The 15460-nt window shown below is 70.8% G+C and carries 7 protein-coding genes; 2 read left to right on the top strand and 5 right to left on the bottom strand.

The features are described from left to right. Both B1729_RS15675 and B1729_RS15670 read right to left on the bottom strand, forming a co-directional pair. Nucleotides 1-2327: S8 family serine peptidase (locus tag B1729_RS15675; protein ID WP_163633701.1), on the bottom strand; the 2327-nt coding region annotated here is incomplete at its 3' end. A 332-nt stretch (nucleotides 2328-2659) separates the two neighbouring features. Continuing rightward, entirely contained in the window at nucleotides 2660-3442 is a 783-nt protein-coding gene (locus B1729_RS15670; protein ID WP_163633699.1) for an SDR family oxidoreductase, read from the bottom strand. Between the two features lie 62 nt (nucleotides 3443-3504). On the opposite strand from B1729_RS15670, the gene B1729_RS15665 reads away from it, so the two are divergent. After that, nucleotides 3505-4104: a TetR/AcrR family transcriptional regulator gene (locus tag B1729_RS15665; protein WP_163633697.1), complete on the top strand. Its 600-nt coding sequence runs from the start codon at nucleotides 3505-3507 to the stop codon at nucleotides 4102-4104. A 202-nt stretch (nucleotides 4105-4306) separates the two neighbouring features. On the opposite strand, the gene B1729_RS15660 is transcribed toward B1729_RS15665, so the two are convergent. The 3 genes from B1729_RS15660 to B1729_RS15650 form a co-directional block, all read right to left on the bottom strand. After that, the gene (locus tag B1729_RS15660) at nucleotides 4307-5692 is read right to left on the bottom strand and encodes a glycine--tRNA ligase (RefSeq protein ID WP_163616958.1); all 1386 of its coding nucleotides are present in this window, start codon (nucleotides 5690-5692) and stop codon (nucleotides 4307-4309) included. A gap of 69 nt (nucleotides 5693-5761) precedes the next feature. After that, a complete protein-coding gene (locus tag B1729_RS15655; RefSeq protein ID WP_163633695.1) occupies nucleotides 5762-6793 on the bottom strand; it encodes a hypothetical protein in 1032 nt (343 codons plus the stop codon). A 10-nt stretch (nucleotides 6794-6803) separates the two neighbouring features. After that, nucleotides 6804-8582: a substrate-binding domain-containing protein gene (locus tag B1729_RS15650; RefSeq protein ID WP_163633705.1), complete on the bottom strand. Its 1779-nt coding sequence runs from the start codon at nucleotides 8580-8582 to the stop codon at nucleotides 6804-6806. 552 nt (nucleotides 8583-9134) lie between these two features. Here B1729_RS15650 and B1729_RS15645 point away from each other — a divergent pair. Further along, nucleotides 9135-15446 carry a fibronectin type III domain-containing protein gene (locus tag B1729_RS15645; protein WP_163633703.1) on the top strand — a complete coding sequence of 2104 codons (6312 nt, stop codon included), beginning with the start codon at nucleotides 9135-9137 and terminating at the stop codon, nucleotides 15444-15446. Nucleotides 15447-15460: the final 14 nt, after the last annotated feature.

Raw genomic sequence — 15460 nt, 5'->3', positions numbered from 1 at the left:
TCGAGCTTCGGTGCGCCGAGCAGCCAGCTCTCGGTGAGGATCTCCTCGCCTGCCAGCTCCCCTTCGGCCAGCACGTAGAGCTGCTCCGGGAGCCCCGGCCGCGTGACGATCGTGCTGAAGCTCGTCGCCTGCTGCACCGGCCAGCCCCAGCCGGGCAGAGTGCGCTTGAGCACCTGCTCGATGTTGGTCACCTGCGCCTTCTTCTCGGTGTCGACGGTGACGGGCAGGGCCTTGGTCGCATCGATGACCACGGTCTGGTCGCCGACCTCCATCACGTCGAGGTCACGCGTGAACAGCGTCGCACCGCTGATGAGCTCCGCGCCGGGTTTGCTGTTGTCGAGCACGCCGAGGATGGCGTACCGCCCCAGCGGCAGGCGAACATCGGCCTTGCCCTGAACGAACGACACGGAGTGGATCATCGACGGATCGTCGAGGTTGTACAGGGTCGCGGAGCTCCACGAGATGACCGGCGTGCCGTCGGGCTGCAGGGCCTCGAAGTGCAGGTGCGCGAGGTCCTGCTCGACCTGCCAGCCCATGACCGTGCGCACGGGCGCGAAGCCGGGCCCGGCTGCGGTCACCGTGCCCGTGTAGAAGCCGGGGTCGTCGACGCGCGGGTCGACGGTGACGTCGACGGATGCCGTGCCCCTGGCCGGGACGGTGACCACATCGCTCGAGAGCGTCACGGTCCCCTCCGCTGCCGGAGCGCCGTCCGAGCCCGAAGCCGCGGTCGAGAGGTAGAGCGTGAAGGGCGTCCCCGAGGTGTTGGTGTAGTCGATGGTCGTCGTGCGGGGACTCTGCGTGGAACGCGGCGAGGCGAACACCCCGACCGACAGCGAGGCCGGGTCGGCGTACAGCGGCTCGGCGATCGCGGCGGGGATGATGACCTTGCCCGCGCCCTCCCGCCAGATGTTGCCCACCGTCGGCTGAGCGGTGCCCATGAGCAGCGCTTTCAGCGCCTCGCCGTCGAGGTCGGGGCGAGCCGCCTTCAGGATCGCCGCGGCACCGGCGACGTGCGGCGCCGCCATCGACGTGCCCCCGTCGTAGAGGTACATGTCGCCGGCCGGCAGGTCGGGCCGCGTGCCGGCCGCACGGGCCGCCAGGATCCACGCGCCCGGCGCGGTGACGTCGGGCTTGACGCCCGCATCGCCGAAGCGCGGCCCGGTCGACGAGAAGCCCGCGAGCTGGTCCCACTCGTCGACCGCGCCGACCGTCAGGGCGCTGTCCGCGGTGCCGGGGGTTGTGACCGTCGTCGCACCGCGGGCCCCCTCGTTGCCGGCCGCGACGACGACCAGCGTGTCGTAGCGCTGCGAGAGCGAGTCGATCGCCAGGGCTCCGGGGTCCTTGCCGTCGGTGTACTCGCCCCTGACGCCGAGGCTCATGTTGATGACGTCGGCGCCTTCCGCGGCCGCCCACTCCATCGCATCGATGATCCAGGAGGTCTCGCCGAAGCCGGCGGCGTTGAGCACGCGCCCGTTCAACAGCTTGGCGCCGTACGCCACACCGCGATTCGCGCCGCCCGAGGCCTCGCCCGTGCCGGCGACGATCGACGCCACATGCGTGCCGTGGCCGGCAGCATCCTTCGCCGTCCCGCTTCCGGTGAAGTCGCGCTCGCCGATCACGACGCCCTCGTCGAGGTCGGGGTGGGTGGTGTCGATGCCCGTGTCGAGCACGGCGACGACGGCGCCCGTGCCGTCGAGGCCCGCCTCCCACGCCGCGGGGGCGCCGATCTGCGGCGCCGAGATCGCGTCGAGCGCCTCGGTCGGGGCATCCAGCCACACCTTCTCGACCGAGGTTCCCGCGGACGCCGCCTCGATGAGCTCGGGCGCACCTTCGGCGGGCACGTCGCCCGAGATCGCGTCGATCGACTCGAGTGTGCGGTCGGGGTCGACCGAGAGCGCCTCCCACTCGGCGGCGTCGGCTTTCGCATCCGTCGGCTCAGTCGACTGCACGATGACCGGCAGGCGGTCGTCGGATGCGACCTCCGCGAGGGCCTTCACGTCGAACAGGCTCAGGTCGAGCTCCGTCGGGACGAGCTTTGCCACGTCCGAGGGGATCACGTAGTAGTGCTCCTCGTCGCCGTAGCTCGCGTAGCTGACCGGTGCGCCGGACTCGCGCTGCGCGGGAGCGAACTCGACGACCGGACCGTGGGCGCCGTCGTGCAGGGTAACCCGGTCGCCGGTGATGAGGGTCACCGCCTGTTGTTCCTCGGGGGGCGTGAGCTGAAACCCCTCGCCTCCTGCGGCCGCCGTCGCGGGCAGCGCCGCTCCGATGAGCGCCGCGCATCCCACGCCCACGAGGAGCGCCTTGCCGATGGTGCTGAATCTCACGCCGAAACTCCTGAAGTCGCGGACGAGACGGACGCGCGGCGGCTGTTCTCTCGGCAGGGGAGGTCACCGGATGCTGCGGCGCACCGTCAGCGTCCATGCCGATCGATGGGTCGACTCAAGCAGGTGTGGGAGCGCTCCCGCAAGCAATCCTGGAGGAATTTACAAACGTTGTAAACGCACCCGAGACACACCGTGTTGCGATATATGTTGTGATCAGCCACTTATGAAGGCGTGGCAGAGGGCGCCACGCGACTGAGTCACAGACCCGTAACACGGGCGACACGCCGAGCCGGAGGGTCGCACCGCCCGCGGGGCCTGCGGCCGCCGCAGGTTCAGCGCAGCACGCGCCCGCTGACCGCCAGCGTGAGTCGCCGCGGCATGAGGCCGGCGAGCTTCGCGCTCACCGCGTTCGCCCATCCCGACACGACGCTCGGGCGCCGACCGCGATCGAGCTCACGCACCGCGAGGCCGACCACCTGTGCCGGCGTCCGGAAACGGCCCACCGCAGCGTCCTCGGTGCCGACCACGTCGAAGAACTCGGTGCGGGTCGCGCCCGGACTGAGCGCCAGGACGCGCAGCCCGCTCTCGCGCGTCTCGTACGCGAGTGCCTCGGTGAAGCTGAGGACGAAGGCCTTCGTCGCGCCGTACACCGCCATGTTCGGACACGGCTGATAGGCCGCCGTGCTCGCGACGTTCACCAGAGCGCCGCGACCCTCGGCGACGAGCTCCGGCAGGAGCTCGCGCGTCACGGCAACGAGGTTCGCGACGTTGACCTGCACCATCTCGGCGATCCGGCCGGGGTCGGCGTCGGCCAAGGCCCCCTTCATGCCGAAGCCGGCGTTGTTGACGAGGGTCTGGACGCGGATGCCGCGCTCGTCGAGCGAGGCGCGGAGGGTGGCGGCGGCATCCGCCCGCGAGAGGTCGAGCGGGAGCACCGTCGCCCTGATGCCGTGCGCTGCTTCCAGCCGCTCCGCCAGCTCGCGCAGGCGCTCTTCGCGCCGTGCGACGAGCACGAGATCGGCGCCGCGGGCGGCGAGCTGCTCGGCGAACTCGGTGCCGAGCCCGGCGCTGGCTCCGGTGATGAGGGCGGTCGTGCCGCGGTACGTGACGGTCATGTCGCAAATGTAGACACCGACAGCATTGTTGTCAATGCCAACATCGCGCTAGGGTGGGGACCGTGACGGAGCGCTCGTACCACCACGGCAATCTTCGCGCGGCGCTGCTCGACCGGGCGTGGGAGGTCGTCGACGCCGAGGGAACCGACGCGCTGTCGCTACGACAGCTGGCGCGCGACCTCGACGTCAGCCACGGGGCATCCGGCCGGCACTTCCGCGACAAGCAGGCGCTGCTGGACGCCGTCGCGGTGCTGGGGTTCGAGCGACTGAACGCCTCACTGGCGGAGGCCGTCGAGACGGCGGGATCGTTCGCCGTCCGATTCCGCGCCGCCGGCGACGCCTACGTGGGCTTCGCGGTGCGGCATCCGGCGATCCTCCGCACGATGTACACGGCCAAGCACCACCCGGCGGCGTCGCCCGAGCTCGTCGAGGTCAGTCACATCGCGATGCCCGCGCTGGTCGCCCTCTTCCGCGCCGCGCAGGACGCCGGCGAACTGCCACCCGGCCCGCCCGAGCGGGCGGCGCTCGTCGCGTTCGCCGCTGTCCACGGCGTCGCGACCCTCGCGACCGACGACCTCCTCGACGGCGTGCCCTGGCAAGACGCCACAGCCGCGACCATCGCCGCCGTGTGGCGCGGCCTCGCCACACCCCCGCCCGCCTGAGCCCCGCCCGCCTGAGGGCCGCCTCCAGCGCCCGAGATCAGGTGATCTGACGAGAACAGGACGATTCCGCAGAGATCAGCCTTCGCTCGTCAGATCACCTGTTCCGGCAACACCCCGTCAGGACGGCGAACGGCCCAGCTTCAGCGCCGGGAACGACGGATGCCGCGACCCCGGCGGGTCGCGGCATCCGTCGTCCTGCGGGTCAGGCGCCCTGGAGGCGCTCCGCGAGGTAGGCGTGCAGGCCATCGAGCGGCACGCGCTCCTGGCCCATCGTGTCGCGGTCGCGCACGGTGACGGCACGGTCGTCGAGCGAGTCGAAGTCGACCGTCACGCAGAACGGCGTGCCGATCTCGTCCTGCCGACGGTAGCGGCGACCGATCGCACCGGCGTCGTCGAAGTCGATGTTCCATTCGCCGCGGAGCACCTCGGCCACCTCGCGGGCGATCGGCGACAGCTGCTCGTTGCGCGACAGCGGCAGCACCGCGGCCTTGACGGGGGCGATGCGCGGGTCGAGCTTGAGCACCGTACGGGTGTCGGTGCCGCCCTTCGCGTTCGGCGCCTCCTCCTCGTGGTACGCGTCGACGAGGAACGCCATCATCGCGCGGGTGAGGCCGAACGAGGGCTCGATGACGTACGGGATGTACTTCTCGCCCGACGCCTGGTCGAAGTACGACAGGCTCTGGCCCGACGCCTCACTGTGACTGCCGAGGTCGTAGTCGGTGCGGTTGGCGACGCCCATCAGCTCGCCCCACTCCTTGCCGGCGAACCCGAAGCGGTACTCGACGTCGATCGTGCCGTCGGAGTAGTGCGCGCGGTCCTCTTCGGGCACATCGAACCGGCGCATGTTGGCCGGGTCGATGCCGAGGTCGACGAACCAGTTCCAGCACGCCTCGACCCAGTGGTCGAACCACTCCTGCGCATCGGCGGGCGGCACGAAGTACTCGATCTCCATCTGCTCGAACTCGCGCGTGCGGAAGATGAAGTTGCCCGGCGTGATCTCGTTGCGGAACGCCTTGCCCACCTGGCCGATGCCGAACGGCGGCTTCTTGCGGCTCGCAGTGAGCACGTTCGCGAAGTTCACGAAGATGCCCTGCGCCGTCTCGGGGCGGAGGTAGTACAGGCCGCTCTCGTCGTCGACGACGCCGAGGTACGTCTTCACGAGACCCGAGAACGCCTTGGGCTCGGTGTACTGGCCCTTGGTGCCGCAGTTCGGGCACGGCACGTCGGCGAGGCCGTTCTCGGCCTTGCGGCCCTTGCGCGCCTCGAAGTCCTCGATGAGGTTGTCGGCGCGGAAGCGCTTGTGGCACTGCAGGCACTCGACCAGCGGGTCGGTGAACGTCGCGACGTGACCGGATGCCTCCCACACGCGCTTGGGCAGGATGATCGACGAGTCCAGGCCGACCATGTCGCCGCGGCCGCGCACGAAGGTCTGCCACCACTGCCGGCGGATGTTCTCCTTGAGTTCCGTGCCGAGGGGACCGTAATCCCATGCCGACCGGGATCCGCCGTAGATCTCACCCGCTTGGAAGACGAACCCGCGGTGACGGGCGAGGGCGATGACTTTGTCGAGGCGGGACTGCTCGGCCACGGTGGCTCCAATGGTCGGGTGGGGGATGCACGAGGGTGCGGATGCCACGGATCGCGGCATCCGTCGATTCTAGTCGCCGTGCGGCACCGGACCGGCGTCGCCGTCCGCCCGCTCGAACGCCCGGTCCCAGTCCTGCAGCTCTTTGCGCCGGCCCATCAGCCCGTCCAGCGACACCTGGAAGTGCAGGCCCCGGCGCGCGTTGACCTGCTTGATGTTCTCGACGAGCTCGGTCGAGAACGACGAGAGCGCGGTGCGGACTTCGCGGACGCGCTCGACCGGGTCGTCCCACAGGTCGGGATGGGTCAGGATGTCGAGCAGGTAGTCGCGGTCGAGCGCGCCGGTCAGCTTGCGCAGGGTCTCGCCGTACTCCACCGCCGCGATGGGGCGCTGGCCCTCCTCGCCCTTGCGGTCGAGGCGTTCGAACAGCTCCGTGGTGTTCTGGGCGATGAGTCCGACCTGCGCGGCGACCTCGCCCGCCTGCGCGACGCCGGCCGCGCCGGCGCGCGCGTACTCGGCCGTCAGGGCCTGCAGGGTCTGCACGTGGGTGCGCACGGGCTCGGGCAGCGGGTGACGGCCGGCGGCCGGCCGATTGCGGCGGCGAGCCCGGGAACGGGCGATGCCGAAGACTGTGCCCCCCGCGGCGACGAGCACAGCCAGACCGAGGGCGATGCCGACGAACGGCCCGGCGTCGGTCGAGCCCGCCGGGAGGTCCGGAGTCGCCGCGATCACGCCCTGAATCGTCTCGGTGAGGGCGATGTCGACGTCGCCGGCCTGTCCCTCCGCCTCGTTGGCGATGCGCATCGCCTCACCCTGCTCGAGCACGCGCGAGCCGGCCGACAGGTCGTCGCCGACAGCCACGATGATCGTCTGGCATTCGGGATGGGCCGCGGCGAGCTGCGCCACGATCTCCGGACCGGATGCCTCGATCCCGGCGTTGTCGGAGAACACCGCCACGCCGATCGACTCATCGCCGATCTGCGCCTCCAGCTGGTCTTCCAACGCCGCCGCGTCCGGCACCTCGGACGAGACGTAGACGCCGTCCTCGCCGATGCCCTCGACGGCGTCGTCCACGTACCCCTGCCCATCGGCCGCCACGATCATCCGGTCACGCCTAGAAGTTGTTGATCACGGACGCGAAAACGAGATCGATCTTCGCGGCGTCCGACGCGTCGAACCACTGGCCGCCGGTCGCCTCGGCGATGCGCTGCAGGGCGGCGGTGTCGGCGCCCTCGCCGTACGCGATCGGGAAGATCCGCACCGGTGCGTCGTCGCCGCCCTCGCGGGCGGACGCGCCGATCCGGGCGACGAGGGAGTCGAGCGAGATCGTCGAGTCGGTGTCCTGTCCGTCCGACAGCAGCACGATCGCGTTGATGCGGCCGGGCTCGGCGCGCGCCATCATCTCGTCGTATGCCGCCGCGATGGCGTCGTAGAGCGGGGTGCCGTCGCGGTGGGCGAAGCGCAGGTCGTCGAGCGAGGCATCCACCGATTCGCGGTCGGAGGCGAGCGGCTCGACATCGCGCAGCACGACGATGTTCTTGCCGGCCTCCGACTCGACACCCGTCGTGAAGGCCCAGACCCCGACCTCGTCCGAGGAGCGGAAGTGCCCGAGGGTGGACTGCGCGCCCTCGATGGCGCCGTCGAGCTTGGAGCGGCCGTCGCCGATCGCCTCGTCCATCGAGCCCGAGATGTCGATCACCTCGAGCACCGACGACGGCTTGCGGATCTGCGTCCACTGATCGATCGCCGCGGACACGACGTCGACGGCCGGCTTGGGGAGGGTGACCGCAGGGCCGGCGGGGTCGACGCCGTACTCGGCGGTGAACAGCTCGCCGAGCGGCGCGTCGGAGTCCAGCGGGCGGAAGCCGTACTCGGGCAGGATCTCCTGCGCGGCATCCGTCTGCAGGAAGGCGGCGAAGGCGGCGCCCGCGGTGGCCTGCACGTCCGTCACCCAGTCGGCACCGAGCACCGTGATGGGGTTGTCGGACCACATCGAACCGCCCGACGGATAGACCGCGACGAGCTTCTCTTTCGGCGGCGTCAGCGTCTCGCCCGGCTGCACCGTGTGCGAGTCGGGGTTGCCCTGGTTGTAGTTGAGCAGCGACGTCTCTTCGAGCGCCACGGCCGAGACGTAGCCCGATCCGCCGGCGCCGTTCTGGGTCTCGTCGTACAGCCGCGTCAGCACCTTGCCGGTGGTGTCGCCGTAGTGGATCACGCACTCCTCGAAGACGCGCGAGAACTCCGCCGCGGCAGCCACGTCGTCCGCCGTGAGATCGGACGACTTGCCGGACGCCTCGTACGACTGCATCAGGATCGCCGAGAGCCCCGTCGTCGAGGTGTTCGGATTGGTCTTCGAGATCTTGAAGGAGCCCCACAGCGGCTTGCCGACGCTGGCCCAGCCCTGCGGATCCTGGCAGAGCGCCTCGAAGTCGGCGATGCCGATCTCGGTGCCGGGCCAGCCGAGGGCCTTTGCCATCGTCTCGGGCACCCCGAACACGACGGGCGTGTGGGTGAAGGACTCGGGTTCGCCGACGAGGGAGGCGGATGCCGCGGCCGCGACCCGGTCGGTCCAGACCGTCGATGCGGGCGACCACATCGTGGGCCAGCGGCGCGGGTTCTCGTCGGGCCAGTCGCCGCCGGAGGTGAGGAACCGCGTCGCGTCGCCCGACGAGACGTTGATCGGGTGCACGGTGGCGCATTCGTCGAGCTGCTCGTGCTGCGGCGACTCCTTGAAGGCGTCGGCGAGCGCGTCGAGCATGTTGACCTTCTCGGACGAGGTGGCGACGACCACGCTCGTGCAGCCGTCGTCGGCGAAGTCGCCGTCGCCGAAGTCGCCCCCGTCGGGCCCACCGCCCGTGCAGGCCGCGAGCGCGATCGTGGCGACGATCAGCACGGCTCCCGCCCCACTCGCACGGGCGCCGCGGCGACCGCTCGGCGTCGGCATCGACGGGGCGGAAGGGACGGACGGTCGCGGCAGGCGAGGGGCCATGGGTACAGAGTAAGTCCCGCGCCGACACGATGCACGACGGCGAGAGGCGGGTGCCCGCGACCCGCTCGGCGATGATGGGCAGCACCTACGCAGGGCGGGCCGAGCCCGCCGCCGGTGCGGTCCGTATGCGCACCGGCGGCGGGGGTGTGGGAAAGCGCTCGCCGGTGACACTAAGCCAGGGCCGGACCATTGCGCAAGGCTCAGAGGCAAGTTCGTAAAAACGTTTCACAAAGTTCTTGCCTCGCCGCGGGGCGCCGTGCGAGACTGCCAGCGGTCGTTGCCGGAATACGCTTTCCGTCGGCGCCGACAACAAACCAGGCCGGGGCGATGCCGCGCCGGCCGACCCGGACAGGGCTCGAGTCCGTACGCGCCCGGTTCACGACGACGATGCCGCGACGCCGCGGCCTGCGCCGTCATCCTTTGCCGATGCTGACAACAGGAGGAACCGTGCCCCACGTGTCCGCACGCGCCGCCGGCGCACCGCGACCCGCTGAACACGCCACCACGCCCCGCGCTCCCCGCCGTGGGCTCCGCCTCACCGCGATCGCCGGCGCTGCCGTCGTCGTGGCGTCGCTGATCACCGCGACGCCCGCCGCGGCCGCGCTCCCGCCCGCCGAGGACGGCGCCTGGCGCTTCGACTTCGGCACGGCCACGAGCGCGGTCGCCGACGGCTACCAGCAGGTGCTCACCTCGACCCGGTACACCGCGGAGTCGGGGTGGGGCATCACCCTCCCCGACGGCGCGACGCTGTTCGACCGCGACCGCAGCACGGACGGCTCGCCCGCCGGCGCGATGGAGGACGACTTCGTCGCCGGCACGAACTGGGGCTTCCAGCTCGACGGCGTGCCGGAAGGCGACTACGAGGTCACCGTGACGATCGGCGACGGTCTGAGCTCGGCATCCGGCACCAACGCCACTGTGACCCTCGAGGGTGTCGCGCAGACGCGGCTGCTATCGGCGAGGGGGCTCAACCTCACGGAGACGTTCCCGACGTCCGTCACCGACGGCCAGCTCACCATCGGCTTCGCCGGCTCGGGACTCGGCGCGTACGTGAACGGCCTCGTGGTCGCACCCGTCGTGCCCGACGCCCCGACCGGACTCGCCACGGCGCGCGTCGCGTGGAACGGCGTCGACCTCACGTGGACCGCCGTCGACGGCGCCGCGAAGTACCGGGTGCTGCGTGCCGACGTCGGGAACGACGTCACCGGCGAATTCGCGCAGATCGCCGAGACCACCGAGCCCGCCCACACCGACGCGTCGGTGGCGGCAGCCGGCTCATACGCCTATGCCGTGGTGACCGTCGACGACAAGGGGCGCACCTCCGCACCCTCGGCCGAAGTGCGCTCGGGAGTCATCCCCGAACTGGTCGCCCCCGCCGCTCCCGCCGACCTCGCGGTGGCGCAGGTCACGCGCGACGCCGTGTTGCTGACGTGGACCGCGGTCGCGAACGGCGATGAGTACATCGTCGAGCGCGCCGGCGCGGACGGCGTCTTCTCGAGCCGCGCGACCGTCTCGACGCCCGGATACACGGATGCCGCCGAGACCGCGCAGCAGTGGACCTACCGCGTCAGCGCACGCAACCAGGCCGGCTCGTCGGCGCCCTCGCCCGCGGTGATCTCACCCGCGTACATCGCGCCCGCGCCGCTGCCCGAGGGCGACGTCGTGACCTTCGACTTCGGTCCGGGTCAGGTCGCCGACGGCGCGCTGCCGGTCACGTCGTCGACGGCGTTCAACGCCGAGTGGGGCTACGGCTTCTCGACCGCTCCCACGTCGGCGACGCCGGACGTCGACCGCGGCGGAGACGATGCCCTGCGTGGCGACTTCGTGGCCGCCGCCGGTGCGACCTTCGAGGTGGACCTCGGCGCCGGCGACTACTCGGTGCGGCTCGTCTCGGGAGACGCCGCAGCCGCGACGACGACCACGGTGACGGCCGAGAGCATCGCGAAGGTGCTCGCCAACCCGCAGACGGCGGGCTCGTACCTCGACATGTCGTTCACGATCGCCCTCGTCGACGGCACCCTCACCCTGCAGTTCGCGGGCGACGCGCCGGCCGTCAACGCCCTGACGATCACGCGCCTGCCGGCGCGGGTCGCCGGCGCCATCTCGACGGCGTACCTCACCGGCGACTCGACGGTGCAGACGTACGACCCGATCGCATACGCTCCGCAGGCCGGCTGGGGCCAGATGATCGACCGGTTCTTCGCCGACGACATCGCCTTCGCCAACCACGCCATCGGCGGACGCTCGTCGAAGAACTTCCTCACCCAGGGCCGTCTCGACGAGGTGCTGCGCAGCATCCGTCCCGGCGACTACCTCTTCGTGCAGTTCGGGCACAACGATGCCACCCAGGGTGTCGACGACCGGTACGCGAGCCCCGCGGACTACAAGGAGTACCTGCGGGTCTATGTCGAGGGTGCGCGCCAGCGCGGTGCGACCCCGATCCTGGTCACGCCGGTCTCGCGCCGGTCGTTCAACGCCGAGACGGGCCTCTTCAACCTCAGCTTCCCCGAGTACGTCGCGAAGATGACCGAACTCGCGGTCGAGGAGGACGTGCTGCTGGCCGACCTTTCGGCCTCGAGCCGCGCCTATCTGGACGAGATCGGCCCGGAGGCGGCGAAGGCGGTGTTCCTGCACGTCGACCCGGGCGTCTTCCCGAACCGGCCGGCCGGCACCGTCGACGACACGCACTTCCAGGAGTACGGCGCGATCCAGATGGCTCGCCTCGTCGCCCAGGACGTGGCGTCGCTCGACACCCCTCTGGCGGCCAAGGTCGCCGACATCGCACCGCCCGCCGAGGTGCCGGTCGCCCCGCAGAACCTGGTCGCGGGTGCGATCAGCAACGGCGGCGCGACCCTGCAGTGGGACGCCTCGCCGACGGCCGACATCTACAAGATCTACCGCCAGGCCGTCGCGGACCCCGAGCCGACGTGGTCGCTCGTGGGCATGGTCACGCAGACGAGCTCGATCGTGCAGGGCCTCGCCGAGGGCACCGGCTACCGCTACCGGGTGGTCGCGGTGAACGGCCGCGGCGAGTCCGAGCCGAGCGCCGTGGTCACCTTCACCACCAAGCAGGCGCTGTACAAGTACGACTTCCAGCTCGCCGGCAATCCGCTGATGCCCGGCTACACCGAGGTCACTCCCGACCTCGCGTACACCGCCGAGCGCGGCTTCGGGTTCCTCAACACCCTGGCCGCGAACGCGGGCCGCGACCGCGGCGCCGCCGAGGGCTCGAACGACCTCGTGCGGGACTTCGTGCTGCCGGGCGACTCGTCCACCTTCGCACTCGACGTGCCCAACGGCACGTACTCGGTGAAGACGTACTCCGGCGACTGGATCGGCTCGACGCGCACCACCTTCCGCGTCGAGGGCAAGGAGGCCGGCACCGGCAACGCCGGCCGCGGCGCGGTCAACGAGACCCTGCGCGGACCGTTCCTCGTCACCGACGGGCAGCTGAACGTCGAGGCCTACGGCGCCGCGGCGGGCACGCGGCTCAACGGCCTGGAGATCACGCCGATCCTGCTGGGGCCCGTGGGCCTCGAGGTCACCGACCTGAACACCGACCCGGCGGCACCCAGCGTGTCGCTGGCCTGGGATGCCGAGCCCGGCCTCACCTGGAACGTCTACCGCCAGTCGCCCTTCGACGACGAGCCGGTGCTGATCGGCGCCGTCGCGGAGCCGGGGTTCGCGGACACGACCGCCCGCGTCGGACTCGACTACGACTACCACGTGACCGCCGTCGACCAGACGAAGCTCGAGTCCGTGCCGTCCGCCACAGTCGAGGTCTCGTTCATCGACGCCGACGTGGCGCCGCCCGCCGCGCCCAGCGGCCTCGCCGTGGAGAGCATCGACAAGAACTCCGTGGAGCTGTCGTGGGCCCAGCCGCTCGGCGCGCAGTACTACCTGGTGTTCCGCTCCGAAGTGGACGGCGAGCGCGGTGAACTCGTGGGCATCGCCGACACGAGCCGCTTCACCGACACCGACGTGCTCACCACCGTCCCGTACTTCTACACGGTCGTCGCGGTGAATGCGGGTGGCGCCGGTGCGGCATCCGCGCAGCTGAAGACCGAGGCGGTCACGGTGCTGCAGCGGCAGGCCGAGTACCTCGACCGCGCCCCTGTGGCGGTGGCGACGGATGCCGGCAACCTGGTGTCGTGGCGCATGCTCGGCACCGATCCCGACAGCGTTGCGTTCCACGTCTACCGCGACGGCGCACGCGTCACGACGACGCCGATCACCGACTCGACGAACTATCTCGACAAGGCCGGGGACGCGGCATCCGTGTACTTCCTCACGAAGGTGCTGGACGGAGTCGAGACCACCGAGACCGCCGAGTTCGGCGTGCAGACCGCGGCGTATCGCTCGGTCGCCCTGCAGAAGCCAGCCGACGCGTACACGAAGGACGGGCAGCCGCACGGCTACCGCGCCAACGATGTAAGCGTCGGCGACGCGGACGGCGACGGGCAGTACGAGCTGTTCGTGAAGTGGGACCCGACGAACTCGAAGGACAACTCGTCCGCCGGGTACACCGGGAACGTCTACCTGGACGCCTACCGCCTCGACGGCACCAGGCTGTGGCGCATCGACCTCGGCGTCAACATCCGCGCCGGCGCGCACTACACGCAGTTCCAGGTGTACGACTATGACGGCGACGGCCGCGCGGAGCTCATGGCCAAGACGGGCGACGGCACCATCGACGGCATCGGGCAGCCGATCGGGAACGCGGGCGCCGACCACCGCAACAGCTCGGGCTACGTGCTGCAGGGGCCGGAGTACCTCACGGTCTTCGACGGTGCCACCGGCGCGGCGCTCGACACGGTGGACTACGTTCCGCCGCGCGGCGACGTCGGGGCTTGGGGCGACGCCTACGGCAACCGCGTCGACCGGTTCCTCGCGGCGACCGCCTACCTCGACGGCGAGCACCCGAGCGCGGTCTTCACCCGCGGGTACTACACGCGGGCCGTCGTCGCCGCCTATGACTTCGACGGCGCGCAACTCACCGAGCGGTGGGTGCTCGACTCGAACGACGCGGGCAACGAGGGGCTCTACGGCGAAGGCAACCACAACCTGTCGGTGGCCGATGTCGACGGCGACGCCAAGGACGAGATCGTCTTCGGCTCGGCGACGATCGACGACGACGGTGACGTGCTGTACGCCACCGGCCTCGGCCACGGCGACGCCCTGCACGTGTCGGACCTCGTCCCCTCGAACCCCGGGCTCGAGGTGTTCGCGGCGCACGAGAACATGACCGCGTCCGAGAACCGCGGGGCCACGATGCGCGACGCGCGCACCGGCGAGATCCTCTGGGACATCCCGGCGGATCGCGACACCGGTCGCGCGGCATCCGCCGACATCGATCCGCGCTACGCGGGTGCCGAGGGCTGGGCCGTCGGCGGTGACGCCGCGTGGAACTCGCGCGAGGGCTACCTCGTGTCGGCCGACGGCGAGCGGACCGGCAACGTGATCCCGGCCGCGAACTTCCTGGCCTGGTTCGACGGCGACCCGCTGCGCGAGATCGTCGACCACGAGTTCGACGACGGCCCGCGCACCGGCGTACCGACCGTCTCGAAGTGGGACGCGGAGTCGCAGTCGGCGGAGGTGATCCTGCGCGCGGACGGCGCCCTCTCGAACAACGACACGAAGGGGACGCCCAACCTGCAGGCCGACCTGTTCGGCGACTGGCGCGAGGAGATCGCGTGGCGCTCGGCCGACTCGAGCGAGCTGCGGATCTACTCGACCACCGACGAGACCGACCTGCGCCTGCGCACGCTGATGCACGACCCGGTCTACCGCCTGTCGGTCGCGTGGCAGAACACCGGCTACAACCAGCCGCCGCAGACCAGCTTCTTCCTCGGCGACGGCATGGCCCAGCCGCCGGCACCGCGCATCGCGGTGACGGGCGACCCCTCGGGGGCGACCGACACCACGGCACCGCTGCTCGCCGGCCTCCCCGCCGACGGCACGCTGCTGCCGAGCACGTCGGACTTCACCGTCGCGGTGACTGCGGACGACCCGGAGTCGGGCGTGCGCAACCTCGACATCGCGTTCGACGGCGTGCCCGTCGCACCGGGTCAGGCGATCGACCTCGCAGACAAGGTGGGCACGCACACCCTCACGGTGAACGCGGTCAACCACGACGGCCTGGTGACCCAGGCGTCGGTGCGGCTGCTCGTGTTCGACGACGAGGGCCCGACAGCGGCACCGGCCCGCGGCATCCTGTCGACCAACTCCGGCTGGGAGGACGGCCTGCACGACGGCACGTTCACGGTGTCGATGAACCTGTGGCACGGGGTCAACGGGGCGGTGTTCAAGCTGTACGAGAACGGCGCGCTGGTCTCGACGAAGCTGCTCGACGCCAACTCGCCGAACGCGCAGGTCTCGACAGTCGACGTGACCGGCAAGCCCAACGGCACCTACGTCTACACGGGCGAGCTGATCAACGCCGTCGGCACCACCGCGACGTCATCGGTCACCGTGAAGGTGGCGGATGCCGCACCCGCAGTGCCGGTGCTGTCCCACGACAACAAGGACAGGGACGGCAATTACACGGTCACCGCCGACCTGTGGTGGGGCACGAACGGAACGAGCTACAAGCTGTACGAGAACGGCGTGGTGATCGACGAGCAGACCCTCGTCGCCGCGTCTCCGAACGCGCAGCAGGCGAAGACCGCCGTCGCGGGACGCGCACCGGGCACGTACACCTACGTCGCCGAGTTCGCCAACGCAGCCGGGGCGACCAGTTCGAAGCCGATCACGGTGACCGTGAGGTAGCCGGCGCCGACACC

It is taken from the genome of Microbacterium sp. B35-04, from assembly GCF_010634885.1.
GTDB lineage: Bacteria > Actinomycetota > Actinomycetes > Actinomycetales > Microbacteriaceae > Microbacterium.
The sequence above is the reverse complement of the archived record's forward strand: the minus strand, read 5'-3'. Positions and strand labels throughout refer to the sequence as shown.